Origin of the sequence: Helicobacter sp. 13S00482-2 (assembly GCF_002272795.1) — a bacterium.
In the GTDB taxonomy this organism is placed as follows: domain Bacteria; phylum Campylobacterota; class Campylobacteria; order Campylobacterales; family Helicobacteraceae; genus Helicobacter_J.
On record NZ_MLAT01000005.1, the window covers coordinates 19,619 to 39,767 of the forward strand.

The 20,149-nt window shown below is 30.8% G+C and carries 16 protein-coding genes; 12 read left to right on the forward strand and 4 right to left on the reverse strand.

Translation table 11 applies throughout. The annotated features are described in order from the left end of the window. Window positions 1-46 precede the first annotated feature (46 nt). Both BKH42_RS03560 and BKH42_RS09435 read left to right on the forward strand, forming a co-directional pair. Window positions 47-2,641, forward strand: coding sequence for an N-6 DNA methylase (locus BKH42_RS03560; protein WP_095294981.1), 2,595 nt, complete (start codon window positions 47-49; stop codon window positions 2,639-2,641). A 204-nt stretch (window positions 2,642-2,845) separates the two neighbouring features. After that, on the forward strand, window positions 2,846-3,022 hold the full coding sequence (locus BKH42_RS09435; RefSeq protein ID WP_180673960.1) for a hypothetical protein: 177 nt from the start codon (window positions 2,846-2,848) through the stop codon (window positions 3,020-3,022). Between the two features lie 19 nt (window positions 3,023-3,041). On the opposite strand, the gene BKH42_RS03565 is transcribed toward BKH42_RS09435, so the two are convergent. Further along, entirely contained in the window at window positions 3,042-5,384 is a 2,343-nt protein-coding gene (locus BKH42_RS03565; protein ID WP_095294983.1) for an N-6 DNA methylase, read from the reverse strand. Between the two features lie 196 nt (window positions 5,385-5,580). Between BKH42_RS03565 and BKH42_RS09440 the strand changes: the two genes are divergently transcribed. After that, the gene (locus BKH42_RS09440; protein WP_180673961.1) at window positions 5,581-5,733 is read left to right on the forward strand and encodes a hypothetical protein; all 153 of its coding nucleotides are present in this window, start codon (window positions 5,581-5,583) and stop codon (window positions 5,731-5,733) included. A 19-nt stretch (window positions 5,734-5,752) separates the two neighbouring features. Here BKH42_RS09440 and BKH42_RS03570 read toward each other — a convergent pair whose 3' ends face one another. Both BKH42_RS03570 and BKH42_RS03575 read right to left on the reverse strand, forming a co-directional pair. Continuing rightward, window positions 5,753-6,340: an RloB domain-containing protein gene (locus BKH42_RS03570; RefSeq protein ID WP_095294985.1), complete on the reverse strand. Its 588-nt coding sequence runs from the start codon at window positions 6,338-6,340 to the stop codon at window positions 5,753-5,755. Then, window positions 6,333-7,490: an AAA family ATPase gene (locus tag BKH42_RS03575; RefSeq protein WP_095294987.1), complete on the reverse strand. Its 1,158-nt coding sequence runs from the start codon at window positions 7,488-7,490 to the stop codon at window positions 6,333-6,335. The genes BKH42_RS03570 and BKH42_RS03575 overlap by 8 nt, the downstream gene beginning before the upstream one ends. 198 nt (window positions 7,491-7,688) lie before the next feature. Here BKH42_RS03575 and BKH42_RS03580 point away from each other — a divergent pair, with 198 nt between their 5' ends. After that, window positions 7,689-8,060, forward strand: a complete 372-nt coding sequence (locus BKH42_RS03580) for a hypothetical protein (protein ID WP_095294989.1) — start codon at window positions 7,689-7,691, stop codon at window positions 8,058-8,060. A gap of 25 nt (window positions 8,061-8,085) precedes the next feature. Here the strand turns inward: BKH42_RS03580 and BKH42_RS03585 are convergent, their stop codons facing one another. Continuing rightward, window positions 8,086-12,267 carry a conjugal transfer protein TraG N-terminal domain-containing protein gene (locus tag BKH42_RS03585; protein ID WP_095294991.1) on the reverse strand — a complete coding sequence of 1,394 codons (4,182 nt, stop codon included), beginning with the start codon at window positions 12,265-12,267 and terminating at the stop codon, window positions 8,086-8,088. Window positions 12,268-13,813: 1,546 nt separating this feature from the next. On the opposite strand from BKH42_RS03585, the gene BKH42_RS03590 reads away from it, so the two are divergent. The 8 genes from BKH42_RS03590 (at window position 13,814) to BKH42_RS03625 (ending at window position 20,148) form a co-directional block, all read left to right on the forward strand. Further along, complete coding sequence (locus BKH42_RS03590) at window positions 13,814-14,317, forward strand: hypothetical protein (protein WP_143428558.1); 504 nt, start codon at window positions 13,814-13,816, stop codon at window positions 14,315-14,317. 77 nt (window positions 14,318-14,394) lie between these two features. Next, window positions 14,395-15,069, forward strand: coding sequence for a hypothetical protein (locus tag BKH42_RS03595; RefSeq protein WP_095294994.1), 675 nt, complete (start codon window positions 14,395-14,397; stop codon window positions 15,067-15,069). A 9-nt stretch (window positions 15,070-15,078) separates the two neighbouring features. Then, window positions 15,079-15,618 carry a hypothetical protein gene (locus BKH42_RS03600; RefSeq protein WP_095294995.1) on the forward strand — a complete coding sequence of 180 codons (540 nt, stop codon included), beginning with the start codon at window positions 15,079-15,081 and terminating at the stop codon, window positions 15,616-15,618. After that, window positions 15,599-17,053, forward strand: a complete 1,455-nt coding sequence (locus BKH42_RS03605; protein WP_095294996.1) for a UvrD-helicase domain-containing protein — start codon at window positions 15,599-15,601, stop codon at window positions 17,051-17,053. The genes BKH42_RS03600 and BKH42_RS03605 overlap by 20 nt, the downstream gene beginning before the upstream one ends. A 9-nt stretch (window positions 17,054-17,062) precedes the next feature. After that, the gene (locus tag BKH42_RS03610; protein WP_095294998.1) at window positions 17,063-18,541 is read left to right on the forward strand and encodes a TraB/VirB10 family protein; all 1,479 of its coding nucleotides are present in this window, start codon (window positions 17,063-17,065) and stop codon (window positions 18,539-18,541) included. Further along, the gene (locus BKH42_RS03615) at window positions 18,534-18,776 is read left to right on the forward strand and encodes a hypothetical protein (protein WP_095295000.1); all 243 of its coding nucleotides are present in this window, start codon (window positions 18,534-18,536) and stop codon (window positions 18,774-18,776) included. The genes BKH42_RS03610 and BKH42_RS03615 overlap by 8 nt, the downstream gene beginning before the upstream one ends. Further along, entirely contained in the window at window positions 18,761-19,321 is a 561-nt protein-coding gene (locus BKH42_RS03620) for a TraV family lipoprotein (protein WP_095295002.1), read from the forward strand. The genes BKH42_RS03615 and BKH42_RS03620 overlap by 16 nt, the downstream gene beginning before the upstream one ends. Next, a complete protein-coding gene (locus tag BKH42_RS03625) occupies window positions 19,318-20,148 on the forward strand; it encodes a hypothetical protein (RefSeq protein WP_095295005.1) in 831 nt (276 codons plus the stop codon). Before BKH42_RS03620 ends, BKH42_RS03625 begins: the two co-directional genes overlap by 4 nt. Window position 20,149 lies beyond the last annotated feature (1 nt).

Sequence of the window (20,149 nt, forward strand, 5' to 3'; positions counted from 1 at the left end):
AAATATTATATAATACAATCAATATTAAAGAGAGAGAAGAGGTTTAATGAAAGAGCGTCATACAGAAGAGAGGAACACTCAATATTCGAATAAAGATGGCTACATTATAGATTTCATTTCTGGAAAAGAAATAAAAGGAACTCCAGAGGAGATTGATGCGACACAACCATTTTCAAAGATTTTAATACAAGATTATTTTTATACAAAAGACCAAATACAAACAAGACCGCAATGGAGAGTAAAATCTTCTCCATCTGATAAAAATGGAAATTACCCAATTGATATAGCGATTTTTAAGAATGATCAAAAAAAAGATGAAGATCTATATATTATTGTTGAATGCAAGAAGAAGACACAAAAAGATGGTCTCAAACAACTTAAAGATTACCTCAAACTCTCTTCTGCAGAATTAGGTGTTTGGTTTAATGGAAATGATACACCAGTTTATATCCAAAAAATTACAAAATCAAATGGGATAGATTTTCAACAAATTCCCAATATTCCAAAAAGAGGTGAAAGAGTTCAAGATATAGGAAATTTTAAAAGAGGAGATTTGATTGTTCCACATAATCTAAAAACAATATTTAGGATATTAAGAAGCCATTTGGCGGGAAATGCGGTTGGAACAACACGAGATGAAGAACTTGCCAGACAATTAATAAATATTATATTCACAAAGCTTTATGATGAAAAATTTAAGTCTTATGAAGAGATAGTTGATTTTAGGGCGGGTGTAGATGAAGAGCCTATTATCGTCAAAAAAAGAATTGATGAGATTTTCATAAAAGTCAAAGCAAAGTATAAAGATATTATAGAATTCAATGAGTTCATCACATTAGATGCAAATTCAATTTATTATGTTGTAGGACAGCTACAGAATTATTGTTTGGTAGATGCTCAAAGAGACGTGATAGCAGATGCTTTTGAGACTTTTATTGGTTATGCCCTAAAAGGACCACAAGGGCAATTCTTTACCCCTAGAAATATTGTCACACTAATGGTTGAAATATTAGATCAAACGCCTGATGAGATGATTATAGATCCAGCCTGTGGCTCAGGTGGATTTATAGTTGAATCATTAAGACATATTTGGAAAGCACTTGATGAGCAAGGAAATAAATTAAACTGGGGTAATTTGGCTTTAAATGAAGAAAAACAAAAAGCTGGAATGAGCAAAATTTATGGAATAGAAAAGGACTCTTTTCTCTCAAAAGTGGCCAAGGCTTATATGGCAATACTAGGTGATGGCAAAGGAGGAATTTTTTGCGAAGATAGCTTGGAAAAACCTGAAAATTGGGCAAGGAACACTCAACAATCTATTAGATTAAATTCTTTTGATTGCTTGTTGGCAAATCCACCTTTTGGAAAAGATATTAAAGTGATTGGAATTGATAAGCTTTCGCAATACAAACTTGCTAAAAAATGGAAAAAAGAAGATGATGGCTTTAAAATCACTTCAAATCAAAATACTGAAATGCCTCCTCAAATTTTATTTATAGAAAGATGCTTGGATTTTCTTCAAGAAGGAGGAAGGTTAGGAATTATCATACCAGAGACTTATTTTCATGCTCCTATGGCAAGATATGTGATGGAGTTTATGGCTAAACATAATATTTTTTGTTTGATTGATTTGCCGCATAATACTTTTAGACCTCATAATAATGCAAAATGTATTGCCATTTTTATACAAAAAAATAAGCCTCAACAAGAAAAAATAATGATGTGTGCAATGCAAGAGATGGGGCATGATCATCAAGGTAAAGAAATTTATAGATGGAATAGTATTGATGAAGAGTCATCAGGTGAACTTTGGGATGATATACCTTTAATCATAGATGAAATCAATCATATTAAAGCTCAATTACCTATTCACAAAGAACAGCACTGGATCCAAACATCTCTTCTTCATAACAAAACCCTCGATGGAAAATATGTTTTTTGGATAGAATCTCAAGAAGTTCAAAGAACAAAAGTCTATGTCCCAAGATATTATTGGAAGAAAAAAGAAGAGGATTTGGGGCAGTTTGCAGAAAAAGAAGGTTGTGAACTTATAAGCATAAATGATCTTATCACCTCAAAAATAATAACTTATTTTGATGGACATGGATCTCCTGAATCGGAGAATAAGGGAAAAGGAGAAATACCTTACATCAGAGTAAAAGATATTGTTAATTGGGAAATATACAAAGATCCGACTTCTAAGATACCATTGAAAGTTTATCAAGAAATGCATAAAGAAAGTAAAAGATTACAAGAGGGTGATATTTTGTATGTCAGAAGAGGAAGTTATCGAATTGGCAGTGTAGCAATGGTGTCAAGATTCGATACAGAAGTTCTTTTAACTAGAGAGATACTTGTACTAAGGGTAAAAGAACAAAACAAACTCGGCATTACTCCTTATTACCTTCTTTATTTGTTGAGTCATCAAATCACTCAAGAACAGGCAAAAAATAAAATACTCATAGAAACAACTCTTCCTAACATCGCAGATAGATGGAGGGAATTAAAATTACCTATCCATAAAAACAAAGAAAAAATTAAAGATATTTCCGAAAGAATCAAGTCGGCGATTGATGCAAAATGGAGTGCCATAGAAAAAATTCAAAATATTGCTAAAGAATTAGGTGCATTGACCACTTAATTTTGATGGAATCACTATATCCTTAAGACTTTTCTAATTTTACTTATTTTTTTTAGATTCTGCAGCATCTTGAATAGCTTTTTGTCCGCCCTCGTGGTATCGCATTTGTTCGCCCCTTATGTAGGGATTCAATCAAATTTTATGTTGATTTAGGTTTATTTTTATATTAAAATATTCTTATTAAAAAATAATTAAGGAGTCTTTATGCTTATTGAAACTGTATTAGTGATTTTTCTTGTGGTTAGTAGTTATTTTATTTATCTTTGGAGTTACGATGAAAAAATTATGATTGTTTCAGGCATGTGTTTTTTTGGTGCAATGTTTTACCTTGTCTTTTTTCTCATTCTTCCTATTGGGGATTATTCCGATCTTCTAAAGTAGCATCAGTGCCCCCTGCTTTCTACAAGCTTAAACTATAGGGCAAGGTTTTTATATAGTTTTCCATAAATTCCCAATCAGGATTATTTTCTTTATCAACAGGAAGCTTGATTGATAATTTTTTTAATCGTGTTTGACTTGCTTTTCTTCCATAGCTAAATCTATGATGTTCAAGGTTGATGATGGTGCTTAAGAATAAAGCTATCCATTTATTCATTTGAAATTTAGGAATCAATTTTTCAACATGATCACTTGCTGAAAATTGATATGCCTGATAGCTGCAATAACCCGTAATAGCGGAATCAACTGTTAGAACATTTCCTTCTTCTGTGTAATAAGCATAAAATCCACGTGTTCCATTATTTGTTGATTGAGTGCTAACATATGGATATTTTCCAGTTCCATATTCTTTTAAGGTTTCAAGAGGTGTTGTTTTTGAACTTGAGACATTGAATAGATGATTAAGGTTAAAGTATTTCCAAGATTTTGTATCTATTGACATTTTCAAATCAGAACAGTTGTTTTTCGTAACCTCTATATCATAATTTAGCATATTAAATGCCACATACTGTTTTATATTTTTTTCAAAAATATCTTTTGTAAAAGATGAATAATCTGTTTCCATATAGGCTTCTGCACACCACTCATCTTCATAGCTTATTTGTTGCATGATGCTTAGACCAGGAATTTCTTTTAGTGTTTTATAAGTATCTAACCATCGCTTTTTAATGCCCATCCATTTTTTATTTTTATCAATTCTTCCTTGATCTTTACTCTTGATAAAACCATCATCTTTAAAATATCCAAAAAATACTGGATTATCTTTATTGTGTGGGTTATAAGCTTGAAACACCAATATAGAAGTAACAACACCTACAGGGTGAAAAAGATCATTAGGCATAGAAAATACAGCCTTTAAAGTATGTTTTTCCAATAATCTTTGTTTTAAAAGTTTGACAGAGTTTTTATCTGAAACAACAGTAGACATTTGGCATATTGCCACACAAATACCATCTTTCTCAAGACATTCTAAAGTGTTTTCTATGAATTCAAGTTGTTCATCAGCATTGCCATCTTGATAAGGAGGATTTAAAAAACCTCGAGTGGGTTTTAAAGATTTAACTTGTTCTTTTAGTTTTTCATCAAAGCAACTGCCATAAAAGATATGACTTTTCCCATCACCTCTCATCATCATATTAGAACAAGCATGGGCAAACATATCAGATCGTTTTTCAATTCCAATTAACTGATCAGATTTGATTTTAGTATGCCTATCTGTATTGTTTCCTGATTGATTGATCATGTAATTCATAGCAGAAACTAAGAATCCACCTGTTCCACAACAAGGATCAAAGACAGTATCATTTTGGCTTAATTCCGCTATTTCACAAAAAAAATCTGTGATATGAAATGGTGTTAAAACAAGACCAGTTTTTTTATCACTACCAGCATATCGAATGAATTGAGTATAAAACTTTCCTAATACATCAAATTGACTATGACCAATATAAGGAAGAATATCTTCTCTTATTTTTGAAATAAAATCTCTTAAAATGGTATTTTTTTCTTGTTTCTTTGTTTTTTTATCATACTTGATTTCAGAAGAAAAATCTGAATTGTTTTTGAACTTAGAATACTCTCCGATAATGACATCTATTTTTTGATAACCAAGATGATTTGATTTCAATACTCTTTCACAAGCACCAATAAGATTGAAAATTAAATCGTGATTATTTGAATAAGATAAATAACTTTGCAAAAATGGCTCATCTTCTAAAGCCACAAGAATAGCACTAATAAGGGTACAACGCTCTACTTCTGGTATAGAGTTCTCATGTAAAAAAGAATTATAATCCATGGCTTTTTCATTGAGCTTTTCTTCTGTTATTGGGAGGGATTGTTTTGTAATGATACTAGCAATATCATTCAGGCTTAAGAAGTTTTTATCTTGCAAGTCTTTATAAGTATAATGACCTTTTAGCCAAAGGAAGTTAGATATTTTCCTTTCTTTTTGATTTTCTCCACTCACTGCAATAGCTATAACATTAAAATCATCTTTTAAATAATTTGCATATAACAAGACACCATCTACGGCATAATCTTTGTATTTGTCCCTTTTTGGACTCTCATGTTTAGACACATTGGCCTTGCATTCTATAAGAATTATCTGCGGACTATTTCTAAATTGAATGATAAATTCAGGATACCCCTTGCCTTTTCCATTTTTAGAAGCAAACTTGAGCAATTTATCTATTTTAGGATTTTTAGAAGATTGCTCTTCTACTATTACATTAGGATCATTATAATATCCTTGTTCAAAAAGCATTTCCCTTACTAGTATTTCTGTGTTTTTCTCATTAGCCATTTTTATTCCATTTAAAATTTAATAGGTATATGGATTATATATAATTCTAAGTGTTCTGTCAATTTATATAAACCTTTGTCAATTTTAAAGCACACCATGAAGCAAAAAGAATAAAGAGGTTTGAAATAAGATATAGAAATAATTTTATTTGAGATTTATAAATTAAATAATTTAGATCATAGAGGATAGAGAGGCATTGAAAATTAAAAACCCACCTCAAAAAGAGATGGGCTATCCCACACAAGGTTCCAAACGTTCTCAGCCTTTTACGCTAACTACTACTATTGGCGTGAAGGAATTATATCAAAAAAATATTTATAAAATATCGCAAGTCAGCACAAAAACTTAGCTGCAAAAATATTCAAGGATTAAAATATCGCTTCAATATGTTTTCTAAAATAAAAAAGATTACTTTGAAGAGAGTTTTTATTATTTTTATGGATATTTAAATCTTTATCGCAAAACAATGCTAAATCCTTAAAATACTTCTCTGCATTTTCTATAGAGCCACCTGTGTTTTGAATTATTTGAAATATATCTTCTTTTGATTTTAATTCGCCAGTATCTTTGCACCCTAGTTTTTCTGCTAATTTTTCTTTTTTAATAGGCGGTTTAAAATGATGTCTGAGCCAGTCTTCAAAATTTGAATGTGTCAAAAATATATGACTCTTGTTCTTTCTTTTTTTAATGACACTGATTAGTTTCTCTAAATGTTTATATTCCGTTTCATCTGCTTTTGCTCTATCTAAATCCATAATAACTATAAAAATATCATACAGCTTCTCGCTTCTTTGTATAAGGTATTGAAAATTTTTATAGCTATTCTTTTTTGTTGAATTCAAGGCATATCTACTAGAAGGTAAAAATCCATCGAATAAGCCTTTTAAATATATTTCTTCTGTTTTTCCTTCGCATAAAATAAAAATCTTTCTAATATTCTTAGGATTGCTACTCATTGTAAAAACCCTTCAAATAATCTAAATAAGCATTTTTCTTCTCGCTTCTAACATCAAACTCATAAAAACTTTTTATCTGCGTACAAAAATCAATGTCTTTAGAAGTTATAAAAATTTGCTGAGAATTCAAGAATGATATATCAAAGAGCATTATATTATGAGAAGAAACAATGAGCTGTCCAGATGAATTTTCTTGAGTATTAATCAATTCGTTAAAAAGCCTAATAAGAGCATATGTGCTTATAGAAGAATCCAATTCATCAATAATTAATATTTTATTATGCTTTATTAAATCTACTATAGAAATCATTAATTGAATGATCTTTTTTACTCCTTCAGATTCTATCTGAAATCTAAAGAACATTTCATTTCTTTGGATTAAAATATCATATCTTTGTTCTTGATCTTTAAGACTCTCATGAAACTTAAAATCCGTAATACTCGCATCAATAAGACTTAAAACATCAAGTATGATTTCTTTGTTTTCCTCAAAAAACTGCTTTTTAGATTCTGTGAAATTCATCAAATAGTTTTTTGAGTAACTACTTGTCATTTGAAGCATGATCTTATCAGTGCATTTGAAAAAATCATCTACTCTTAATAATGGTAGAAATTTCAATCTTATCAATATAGTTTCTGAATCATCTGCTAAAAGAGAATTAGTTATCATCTTAGACATTTCAGGAATCTCAAAAAATAATTTCCGATTAAACTCAATTTCATGATCTTTGAGTTCATAAATTTTATCACCATCTATTTTTAAAAATTCTTCAATCACAAAATTTTTATCAAATTTGATAAAAAACTCAAAAAGATGATTTCCTTCAGTTATGCCTAACCCAAAGCTTATAGAATTACATTTTTTATTGAGGGCATTTTGAAAAAAATCTTCACTTTCTTCTATAGTGGCTTTAAGCCCTTTTTTTATAATGGATAGACAGGTTTTTATTGCTAAAAATAGATTTGTTTTTCCCGAAGCGTTTTGTCCAAAAAATACAGCAGATTTCATAGGCTTATACTTATTTGAAAGATTGAAGTTATATTCATATTTTGTATTTGCCAAGCGGGATCTTGGTTTTGCTCTAAAATCAACAGTTTGTTCTTTTTTTCCAAAAGAATAAAAGCCTGATACACTAAAATACACTAACATCAAGCACTCCTTTTGCGATTTAAATTCGTTGTATTGTATCTTTAAATTATAAACAGAAAAAATGTTTATATAGTTTTTTGATTAGAAAAACCCCATTGTTCTGATTCATTTTTCCTGACTAACGATTGATTTTTTGCCATGTTGATTTTTAATATCTCTTTTGTTAATATAACTGATATTTTAATAAAGGAGTAAAAAATGAGTAGTGATTTTTGGAATGGCTGGTGGTGGAATGAGCTGACACAACCAAATAAAAAACCATATATACCTGATGTTGAGGATTATGAACCAACTGAAAAAGAAAAAGATGCTATAGCGTATTGTTTAGTAGAAGGCGAAAAAGCTTATCAAAACGGCATCAAGAAAGGTTATGCGAACGACGCGAAATACGAAGAAGGCTACCAAGAAAAGTTTCAAGATGCTGCAGTACAAAGATTAAGAAACGGGGAATGGACAGATAGAGCTCAAGACTTAGGATTTAGTTCTTCTTCTGAATTAGCAGATGCGATAGAGGCTGGAAAAGTCACTCCATATGGAGAAGATGGGTATATGAGGTTTAAGAAGAACTAAATCTTCTTATTCCCCGTTTCTTAATCTATTTAAATTCTGCAGCATCTTGAATAGCTTTTTGTCCGCCTTCTTCGTATCGCATTTGTTCGCCTTTCTTGATGCCGTCTGCGTTTTTAAAATCTATATTTAAAGGACTTTTCTTCCACTCTTGAAGATGTTCTGAGCTTAGATTTTCCTTATTCCAGTTATATTTTGCTTCTGCAAATTCGAATCTTTTTTGGGCTGAATCTAAATTTTTATATTCGCTAAGTGCAGCTATTTCTCTTTTGAGTCCTTGAGCTTTGGGTGAATTTTGATCTTTAAGGTTATTTAAAGCTGATTGCCTTGAATATAGTTTTTCAACAATGCTTTCTGAAGAAAGATTTGCAAATTTTCTTCCGCCATCAAGGGAATTGATTTTTCGTTGAATATTTTCTAGGTTTCCTTTTGCTGAAGTAAAATCTTCATAACTTGAAGCCATTTTACTCATAGAACTGTCCTTCTCTTTATTTGTTTGCTTGATATTGTTTTTTCTTAACTTCACTGCAGAACCCACACCTATTGCATAAGAACTTTCAGCACCAATAGCCCCTACATCAGATAGCACACTTCCTAATCTACCACCAGGCATCAGCATACCCGCTGCTCCCATTATTGCTCCTGCAGCTGCAACAGATGAACTCATGGTTGCATAATTATGCATACCCATACCCATACTTTGAGCAGCAGCTGCAAATACAGAGCCACCTGAAGCATTGACGCCATAACTATAATTTTGAGATTCATTGTGAGAGTAAGAAACTCCTGAAGCTTGAGAGCCTTGTATGCTATTTCCACCTGTTCCAGAGACAGATGATACGATACCCCCAAAACCAATAGTAGAACTTGAAATTCCACCTTTTAGACCTGCAGCTGCAAAGTTCCCGTTTTTAAGATCTTCTTGTACGGAAAGACTTTGATTCAGTCCTACTTTTGCAGCAGATCTGTTTGCTTGTTTTTCATCTTTTTCACTAAGGCTCCTCCAAGTTCCGCTTATTGCTCCTCCAACTCCACCTACTACAGCTCCAACTGCCGCACCTGGTGCAGCTCCAACTCCAGCTCCTACAGCTCCAACTGCCGCACCTGTCATTCCGCCCGTTGTTGCTCCTACGGCCGCATCAGAAGCAATATTTGAAATAAGATCTCCTGCAAAATTGCCCTTGGTGTTCTTTTCAAGCTGACTTTCCATCTTCTTAAGGTTTGCTCTTAAAGTGTCTTCAAATTTTGCAACATTGGCTATTTCTTCATTAGCATGATATTCATTTTTATCTCTCAAATGTTCCATATAATTAATTTCTTTAGTTCCTTCCCCAACCGCATTTCCATCTTTATCAACATTTGCAGGAACAGTGATTGTGGCATTGGATCTCAAGCTACCATCATCTTCATCAACAATCCCTGCTTTAACTTTACCATCAAATCTCGTAACTGAACTAAAGGTTTTTTCACCAATCTCACTAGCCCCAGCTGTGGCTATTTCGGTGGCAGCTTTTTCTCTGCTCATTCCTTTTTTGCCTTTTGCCATTACGTTGGTTAGAGAATTATGAAAGCCCTTTAGATTTTGACTGGTTGTGGTCTCTGCCTGAAGTTCTATAAGACTTTTCCCGCTTTCAGGATCATAATAATTGTCTTCCTCTATCTTCGTAGCTTCACCTTTCATACTTTGATGAGATTTGGCAGCAAGTTGATAGGCGGTTTTTTTGTAATTACCTTTCCCGCTTCCGCCTATAACATCTCCAAATTCTTCCCTCGCACTTTGAACGGTTTGAGCGGTTTTGATATTTTGCATATCTGTATTTGTTGCTGCGATATCAGAAACTCCTTTTATTCCTCCATTGTCTTTAAGGTATTTTGCATTGGCTTTGCCTTGCCCCATTTCATTAGCGTAAGCAACTTCAGCACTACTTTCTCTTCTATTAAAGATCTGCTTGGTACCATTAGTAGAGTTAATGGCGTTAAAAGCTTTAGATTTCGCTGATTGAGATATTGCAGCATCTATAGCATTGTTTTCACTTACTTGTGAATAGCCTTGCCCACCACTACCAACTCCACCTTCTAAATCCTTACCATAGACATTTCTTAAAGCATGTCCTTGTGCGATTTGATTTTTAATTCCTGCGTGTGCTCCATATTGGATTGCATTCATTTTAGCTGTATCTAGTTCTTCTTTGCCTATTCCGATGGTTTGGTTGGCAGATATTCGAGATTGATTTTCAATGCCTTGTTGATAAAGACTGCCTTCTCTGTTGTTTCTTATATTTCCAGACTCATCATAGATTCCTGCTTTTTGTAGTCCTTCAGCTCGATTGATTTGTTGGGTTGCTAAATCAGTTCCTAAAGTTCTAGCATGTCCAAGACCATTATTGATCGCATCTGTTCCTATTGCGGCTGAAGCTGCAATTTGTTGTGTGCCTTGTGCAATTTGAGCTGCAGATGCTTCTCTAGCTTGTTGGAATCTTATATTTTCAATAAATGCCGCATTGTTCTGTTCAATGCCCTGCATTATTTTTTGTCTATATTCAAATTCTGCAGGGGTTAATCCTGTAGTTTCTAATATCTTTTGAGATATGTCCGATTTAATTTGTTCCTCTTTTGCCATCTCAGCATTCATATTTGCTTTAGCAGCGGCGGCATTAGCTCCTGCTTTTGCAATCATTCCAAAAGACTTTAAGGTACCAGATATAACGATTCCAATAATTAAAAAAGAAGCCATAGTTGATGATGAGGCTAATAAGCCATTTTGCATGGCAATGTAATCATAATAGGACTGATCATAAACCATTTCTCCCCCACTTACTACAGTATTTCTAGCCAATCCTATTACTTTTTCATAAACATCTCTTGCTGTTAAATTTGTATAAAAATCATGAGAGATTGCTAAAGCTATTCTTTCAAGAACAACTCCACCAAGTCCGATGAAATAAAGAGCATACATTTTTAAAGCTTTAGTACCACCTTGTATTACTAAGCTTAATAAAAAAAATGGAAAAACTGAAAGAGCTAGAGCTTCATAAAAATTAAATAGAAGAGGAATTTTTTCAAGGAAGGTTGCAGCTGAAGCTATTGCAGAACCACTTGCTAACTCTGCATCGACCTTCAGTTTATTACGAGCAATGAGCTCAGCAGTAGCTCCTGTAAGTCCTAAACTATCTTTATAAATTGCTCTATCCACAACTGGTTGCATTGCATTTTTAAGAGTAAGATTTAAAAATCCATTTAGACCAGAGACACTATCATGAAGAAATTCTAAGCCCATATCTTTGGAAATATTTTTTACAAACTCATCTTCGCTTTTTGTGATTCCAGCTTGAAGCAAAATTCTTTTTTCAAAGTTGGGTTTTAAATATCTCCAATGATCCTTTACTTCTCCCCAGGCTTCAACTGAACATTCTTTTCCACTTGTTGTTTTGAGCCCCTCCATTACGCTTTTATTTGTAAATTTGCTTTTAAAATTATCAGGTGCTATGCTCTCTAGAGTGATTCTACCTTCTCCGATATATAAATCTCTAGGAACATTCTTTATTTGTATTGCTCTAAAAACGCAATCACCAATATAATCTCCTAATTTCTGCTCAAACATCAATCCTTGTTCACCCATTCTTTTAAAATCTACCCATGCTTTTTTATTCATAATGATTTCAAAATTTTTCTGATAACCAATTTGTGAAAATCTCGTGCCATTGATGTCTGTAAAGGTAGAGTCTACAAGATTTATTAAAGGAAGTTGCAATGAACTAAAAAGAGAAAAGGGAAGGGCAAGTAAATAGGGAACATTATCAATCTTAGCTTTAGTTGGACCAGTGTTTGTGCCTGAAAAATAAGATCTTTGATCTTGCAAATAAACACTCACTCTAAATTCAGGAGCAAGACCCAGCACTACAATTATAAGGAGTATTCCATATCGAGAACTAAAAAAATTTAAAACTCCTGGAGTGCTTATTTCTTCAAGTCCTCTTAATCCTATACGACCATAAAGTACAGCCACTATTCCTCCAATACCAAAAGCCAAAACCATGAAAGCATAATAGTCTCCACTTCCCATAATCATTGCGACAATGTTTAAAGCTTGTCTATAAAGATCAACATCACCAAAAGTATAAACAGGAAAATAATCAATGAATAAAGTGCCTTGTGCGGCAAAAGCAAAACTTGAGAAAAATACCAATAAGGTAATAATCTTATTAAACATAGAAATCCTTTTTGTAAAGAATAAATATTATGGTATTTGATATAAAATTTATTACGTTTTGTTTTTTTATATCATTCTTTATGATTTTGTTTGATGATGAATATTAACAAATTTACTTTGTTTGTAATATGCGATAAACAAAAAAGAAAGAGATATAAAGAACATAAAAATTTATTTTCAAAATTACGTATAAATCATATCACAAAAAAGAAATGATTTCAAGTCAGATTTAAATTTCTAAATGATTCTCCCTAATTAGCGGAGGTTGAGAACTTATAAATCAATTCAAGATTTTTATTGAATTTTTAATTTCTTACTTTTTTAGAAATTTTGCAATTAAAAATAAAAATAAAAATTTTTAAATTTTATTTAACTTAATAACATGTTAATAATTTGACTTGACAATATTTGATAATAGAGTATAATTATACTTTAGTATAACGTAAAGTATAGCATAATTCACTATTTATATCGCTTGGTCGAATATAAAACGTTCCGATAGCTCTTCTTCAAGAACTTAAAAAAAATTAAGGTTTTCAATTGCATTAAAACCTTAGACTACTATATACATTTTTCCCCTTTTTAGGAAAAACATATCTCAAAAGTTAAATAATAAACGAAATTCATGTTAAACGGTACATGTTAAATAATATTCATATTAAATAACATGTTATATAAACATGCTATGTACTAAAATCATTAAATAGAAAAATTTTCAAAAAAAAAAAAAAAAAAAAAAATAAAAAATAAATTTTGAAATTAAAATTTTTGAATTTGATTTTTTTCATTTAGATTCAATACAAAATACTCTCTAGAACATTCAAAATGGCATCTAAAATCGATTTTATTTCATTCATAGTATGTTTTTAAGATAAAAAATAGATCGTTGATTTTAGATGGGTTTTTGTGAGTTTTTTAAAAGTCAGTCTGTCCAATTGCAATTATCTTAAATAACATTATTGTTAAAATATCTAATCTTTGATGTTGTGGTTTAAAGCAAGAAAGTGAAGTTAAAGAAAGTTGTAAAGAGAAATTACAGAAAATTGAATATTATTACGAATAATTTGATTAAAAATCTAAAAAATTTAAAGAAGAGGAATTTCCATCTTCTTTAAAAATATTTATTCAGAAAGGAACTTTGAGCCTATTACCTTAAAGGCTCGGAAAAATTATATACATTTTTGGTAAATGAAAAAATATTGTATAATTTTTTTAGATTTTAAGACAAGTTATTAAGAGTGCCTTATCAAGATTGATTCTTAAGGCTAATTCAAAAAAAGGAGATAATTTGTATATTAGCGTATTTTTAAATTTTGTAAAGAAAGCTTTTAAAGGGCTACTTTTAGTTTTAAGGTGGTTTGCTTTTAAGTTATTGCTTATTCTCGAAATGTTTTCATTTACAGTTTTTTTTATATTGATCGGATTTTTTATAAGTTTGGTTTTTAAATTCAATCACATCAATGAACCCTTTAAAGATCCTTTTTTCATTCTTTGTTTATGTTCTGTATTGTTAATGCCCTTAATATATTTATTAATAAAATTTTATTTGCTACCAAAGTTTCCAAATTATTATTTATTCAAAGGAACTGATGGAGATAATTTAGGTGATTGTCTTAGGTACTACAAAGAGAACAAAAAAACCATTTTTGTTTCAAAACAAACTTTAGATAATGATGAAATAACTGTCACTCAGAAGCTTAATAAACTTCAAAAAATGATGGGAATCAAAAGTGAAACTTGGAAACGAAGACTTAGCAACTATGAACAAAAAGTGAAAAATGAAGATTATGCCTTTTTGATAGGCTATCATTATGAAATGATGAAAAGATTTGCATATGCTGGTATATTTTTTTATATTATTTTTTGTATGATGCTTGGAACGAATTTTCTTGGTTATGATGTTCATGACCCACTTTTTAATGTTATTGGTTTTTTCATTGCATCGCTTTGGTTGATTTTCGGTTTTTTATTTGGTTTTGGTGGTGATCATCAAGATAAAATGGAAAATTTTAGAAAAAAGATGTTAGAAAAAAATAATAAGGAGTTATGATGTGAATGTGATTGCAACATGTTATAAAGAATAATCAAGTGGCTCAAATAGGATTTTTATAAAGTATAAGGAATAAAATGTTTAATCAAAAAAATACTAAGACTCATTGTGTTGATGAGCAGAAAATACACACATCAAAAAACAATAAGATTTTAATACTCATAGTTGTATTGGGAGTCTTTGTTGTAGGTCTTTTTTTTGGAAAGGTTATTTTTAAGACTGATGTTATGGAGTATAAAAAACAAATTTCTGATCTAAGCTCTAGGATATTAATACTTGAAGAAGCACAAAAGAATTCAAAAGAAAATGCTATAAAACTTCAAGGACTTGTATATGAATTAAATGGGAGCAAAAAAGAGCTGGCAAATGCTTTTCAAAAAGCTATTTCAATCCAAGAGGCTATCAATGCGATCAACCGAAAAGCCGAAATGGTAAAAGGCAATGCCGAAAGAATTAAAAGGAACTATATTAACGATAATCTAGAAGTCAAAAACTTAGATTATAGTGTAATTAAAGAGTTGTTGAAAGTTGTTGATGATGATACTTCTAAGCAATTAAGTGTTTTGAATCATTCAGTTGAAATTTTAAGTGATTTTCAAAAAAAAGAGTCATTGCCAATTAGCGGTAAGGCTCAAAACAAAGAGATTGAAAATCAGAAATTTAACACAACAGTTGGAAGTGAAATTGACAAAAAAGAACACTTTAATCAAAATAATAGTGATTTTCAAGATAAAACTATAGAATTACAATAAAGGAGATAAATGCAGAAAAATAATTGGCTAATAAGCGATAATCTGACTTATCGTTTTAAAGATTTACAAAAAAATTATGGTAAAAATGTCAATAAGAAAATAAGAGATGATTTATGTTTTGTGTGTTTAAAGGAATGGGAAAGATGGGGAAAAGATAATAGTTTCTTGTTAGATGAAAATTCTATACGTTATCAGATTGATTTTGACTTTAAGAGAGCTTATGATTATTTGATTGAGACAATCAAAAAGACTAATCTTAAATTAAGGGTCAGTATTTGTTCTAAAAAAATACAAGAAGGGAATAACAATCATTGGGCCTATGAAAAATATCGCCTTTCTTTAAAAATTATGAATATCGATACAAAAAAGATAATTCATCTTGATAGTGTTAAGTCTATTGAATGTTTTTGTTTTGAAATTATCCATGTATTGTTTTGTTCTAAAGCTCCTTTTGATTTCACTGAGAGTTCTTTTCGCGATTTTTTGTATGGGATAAAAGATGATGAGATAGGTTTAGAAAGGAATTTATTTGAATCAATTAACTCTTGAGCAAAAAAAAATTGTTGCCAATCAAGATAAAATATTGCTTGTAAATGCTTATGCTGGGACGGGTAAAACTTCTACATTGGTTGAATACTGTAAAGCAAGAAAAAATAAAAATATTTTATATCTTGCCTACAATTCATCAATGGCAAAAGAAGCTGTTAAAAAATTCGAGGGACTTAACGTAAAATGTCTTACGATTCATTCATTGGCTTATCAGAATATTGGTATTGCATATAAAGATCGTTTAGAGAAAAATGCATCTTTAAAACCATTTCATCTGAGTAAGTATTTTAAAAATCCTAATTATGAGAAAAATAGTGCATTAATGGATCTTTTCTATAAATTTTTAACTTCTAACAAAACAATTAAAGAAATTACAAGAGAGAGCAAAGGAGAGGTTGATACAGAAATATCAGATAGACTTTCAGTTTTATGGAATGATATTTTATATAACAATTCAATGCCATTTGAACATGATTTTTATCTTAAAATGTATCAACTCGCTTTCCCGAAATTAAGCTATGATTACATCTTGGTCGATGAAGCTCAAGATCTTAATCCAGTAATGTTTGATATCATTGTAAGACAAAGTGCCAATCTCGTTTTTATTGGAGATTCTTATCAGAAAATTTATGGTTTTAGAAGATGTATCAATGCTCTAGAGCTTCTTGCGTCTAATCCAAAATCTAAAACTTTATATTTGAGTGAGACTTTTAGATGCCCAACAAGAATCATTAGCCTTGCTGATCCTTATTTAAAACTAGCAGGGGCAAAAATACCTCTTGTTTCAAATAAAAAAAGTGAAGAAAAAATGTTTTCTCCCAAAAAACAAAAATGTATAATATGTCGAACCAATGCAAAGATTTTTTGTTTTGCTTATGAAAATCAGGGTAAAAAAATACATTTTGTTGGAGGTATAAAGAATTACAAACTTGATGAAATGGTTGATTTGATGCTAGTTTTTTCAAAGAACGAAGAAATTAAAAAGAATATTAGAAATCCGTTTTACAAAAATTTTAAAAGTGCCTCTGATATTATTGAGTACGCTAATAATTCAAAAGATGTGGAAACTAAAAGCAGAATAAATGTTCTTTTGAGACTTTTAAATGCAAATATGAATCCTTTTGAATTTGTTAGAGATATCAAGGATTATCCACTAAAGGACGCTGATTATATCATCACTTCAGCTCATAAAAGTAAGGGGCTTGAATGGGATCATGTTGTCTTGGAAGATGATTTTTTGGATATTGAAGAAGAGTTATTGAGGGGCGAATTGTTAAAGAAGAGTGAAAAGAATAATTATATTAGTATAGAGGAAATAAATTTGCTTTATGTTGCGATAACACGGGCTAAAGTTAGTTTAGAATCTTCTAAAAATTATTTTTTTGATGAGGAGATTTTTAAAGAGGCTAAAAAAATACTAAAATTTGTCAATTAAGGATAAAATATGGAGAAGAAAAAAGGTTTTTGGGAGAAGTTTTTTAAAATAAAGACAGACACTAAACTTGATGAAATTCTTTTAAAAAAAGATGTTGAAAAAAAATTCAAGAGCAGGATAACAAAAAAGTTCTTCATTTTATTGGGTCTTGGTTTGATTGTTTTTTTCATTCTGGTTATCGTTCAGTCAATTTCTATTATGAAAAATGAGAATATAGAAGTAGCTGAAAAGAAAAATCGTCAGGTTGTTGAAATAAAAACAGATAATTTCGGAATTTGGCAATCTCAGTTTGAACAAAAATTTAAAGATGAGAAAAAAGAAAGGATCGCTGATGGCAAGAGAATTGAAAGCAAGATTGATGCAACGAATGATTTTTTAACTAAAGATCTTCCAGAGACTCTTAAAAAAATTGTTTCAGGAATAAATAATAAATTTAAAGATTTTGCAAGTGATTTTAAAGAAGAAACCAAAAGTTTAGGTAACAAAATAGACAATTTAGCTAAAGATACAGACAGAAAAATAGACAATTTAGAGGACAAAATTAACAAGGAAATAGAAATAAAGTTTGTTGATGTTAACAGCAAAATACAAGATTTAAGCAATAAGCCTATTGTTGCACAAGGAATTTTGCCAGAAGTCTCAAACAAGGACACAGCATTGCCAAAGCCTGTAGATATTCCAAAAGAGGAAGAAGAAGTGATTTATCAGGCTAATATTAAAGTTTCTCAACCAGATCCTGTTGAAGAAGAGGTTCAGGAGAGAAAAGAATTAACTTTTAATGCTCCATTAGGCGTTGCTCAAGCAATTTTGTTAAATGGAGGTGATGCTAGTGTTGCAAATATGGGCAATCAAGAGGATTCTCCTGTAGCTCTTTCTTTGCTAACAAAAATGAGTATTGCTAATGGAGAATATACAAATGTTGAAGATTGTTTATTGCTAGGAAACGCTATTGGAAATATGAATACAGAAAGAGCGAATATTCGATTAACTAAAATTTCTTGTATTTTTAAAGATAAACAGGGCAATAAATATAGGGCTGAAGGTGCTATAAAGGGCTGGATCTATGATGAAACTTCTAACTTAGGGGTAGGCGGAAAACTTATTACTAAAGAAGGAAAAATTATTCGAGCTACTTTGCCACTTGCAGCCGCTCAAACTGGATTGGATTATATTACAAGGAAGGCTAGTAATGTTAGTTTGGTTGGAGGAGGTTATAGCGACTTAACTGCCGCTTTAGGTTCAGGTGGAAGTTCTGCAGCTACTCAAACCATCTCCAAAATGACTGATATTTACACAAAATATTTAGATGCAATGACGCCAAGTATTAATTTTAAAGGAGGCAGGAAAGTGAGTATTTTATTTCAAGGAGGGGAGAGTATTCCATTAGTCCCTTATGATGACAAAAATAATTTTGATGGAGAAGGTGTTTTTAACAGCATTCAGGGAGAAAAATACAACTATCAAGGAAATGAGGCAGACTATGATTAGGAAAATTATCTACATTATCTCAACGATATTTGTATCTCTATTGATAGTGCAGGGTTGCTCTATTGGATCTTCAAGTGGATATTGTGAGTATGGTTGGTTTAAAAATGTTAATTTAAGTTTGAATAAATGTAATTATAGAAAAACTGGAGTCTGCAAAGATTCTTTAGATATTTTAATGCACAGAGAGGCTACTTTGAAAAAATCTTATGAGGGGCTAAAATGCGAAGAAAATTAGTTAAAATAAATATGTTCATATTTGGATTTTTCTTTCTTCTGACAGGTTGTTCGCAAAAAGAGATTAGAATTACTTTGGATCAGCAAGTCTATTCTCCAAGATATAAACCCATTATTGGTAGTGGTAACAATGATGCTAGAACGATTATTGATTACGGAGTAGTTTTAAAGATTTGGGTAACTCCATACAAAGACACTGAAGGAACTTTAATTGCAGCTCATTATGAATATGTTTGGGTTGATAGACCAGATTTTGTTCCAGGAAGTGCTGTTCCTCAAATCAGTGGAGGTGGTGGCGTGATCACTCCAACAGGAAAATTGCCTTTTTCTATATCGCCTAATGAAATTGATAGGTCAGATATTAAATCCGATCAGGTAATCAATCGTTTTAATATTCAGAGTTCAAAAAATACTAATTCAAGGATTTTGCAAAGAGCTAAAAAAGAAGATACCTCGCTTGAGGTGAAGAAAAAACAACCAGTTGACCCGTCTAAAAAACAACTTATTAAACAACCCGTCAAACAAAATACAAAAGGAAAGAAATGAAAAAGAAAATTTTAGCAAGTATTTTAGCAAGTTTGGTTTTAAGCTCTTTGTTAGTAGCTTCTCCGCAAAATATTTCAAATATATCAGATTTGAAAGAATCCATAGCTATTTTGATAGATAAAATACAGACTTTAGAGAATGAATTTGAAGATCTCAAAAAAACTCCTCTTCTTGTTCAAGAGGAGAACAAAACGCAGGATAAAAACTTTGAAAGTAAAGACATTGAAAATAGAGATGATAGACTTATATCTACCTTAGCAGATAAGATACAGGCTCTAGAAAATGAAATCAAGAAATTAAAAAAAGTCCCCCTAGTTTCTCAGGATAATAAAGGCATTAAAAAAGAAAAGACTCAAGAGGAAAAATCTAAAGAAGAAGATGTGGTGAAAAGACTATATGAATTAGAAAAATTAGTGCGATCACTAAGAAATAACCCTTCTAATGATCCACTTTTAGTCCATAATGACAAAGAAGAATCTAAGAAAGATTTAGAAAAAAAAGGTGAGCCTTCAAAAGAATCAACTAATGATGCCTTAAACAGACAATTTAAAATTTTTACTGATTATGTCAATCAAAGAATCTCTGATTTAGAAAAAAAGACAGTTCAACAAGAAGTTAAAACAACTGAACCTTTAACTTATGTTCAGCAAAGTTCTTTGCCAACTTGTGATAATCATTGTGTTTCTAAAGCTGATTTTTCAAATTATAAATTTGAATCTATTAAAAAATATAAGAATTTACAAACACAAATTAATGTTTTAAAAAAGCAAGTTGAGAGTATTCTTTTAGAAATCAGAGAAATCAAAAATTATTATCAGGGTAGTTAGA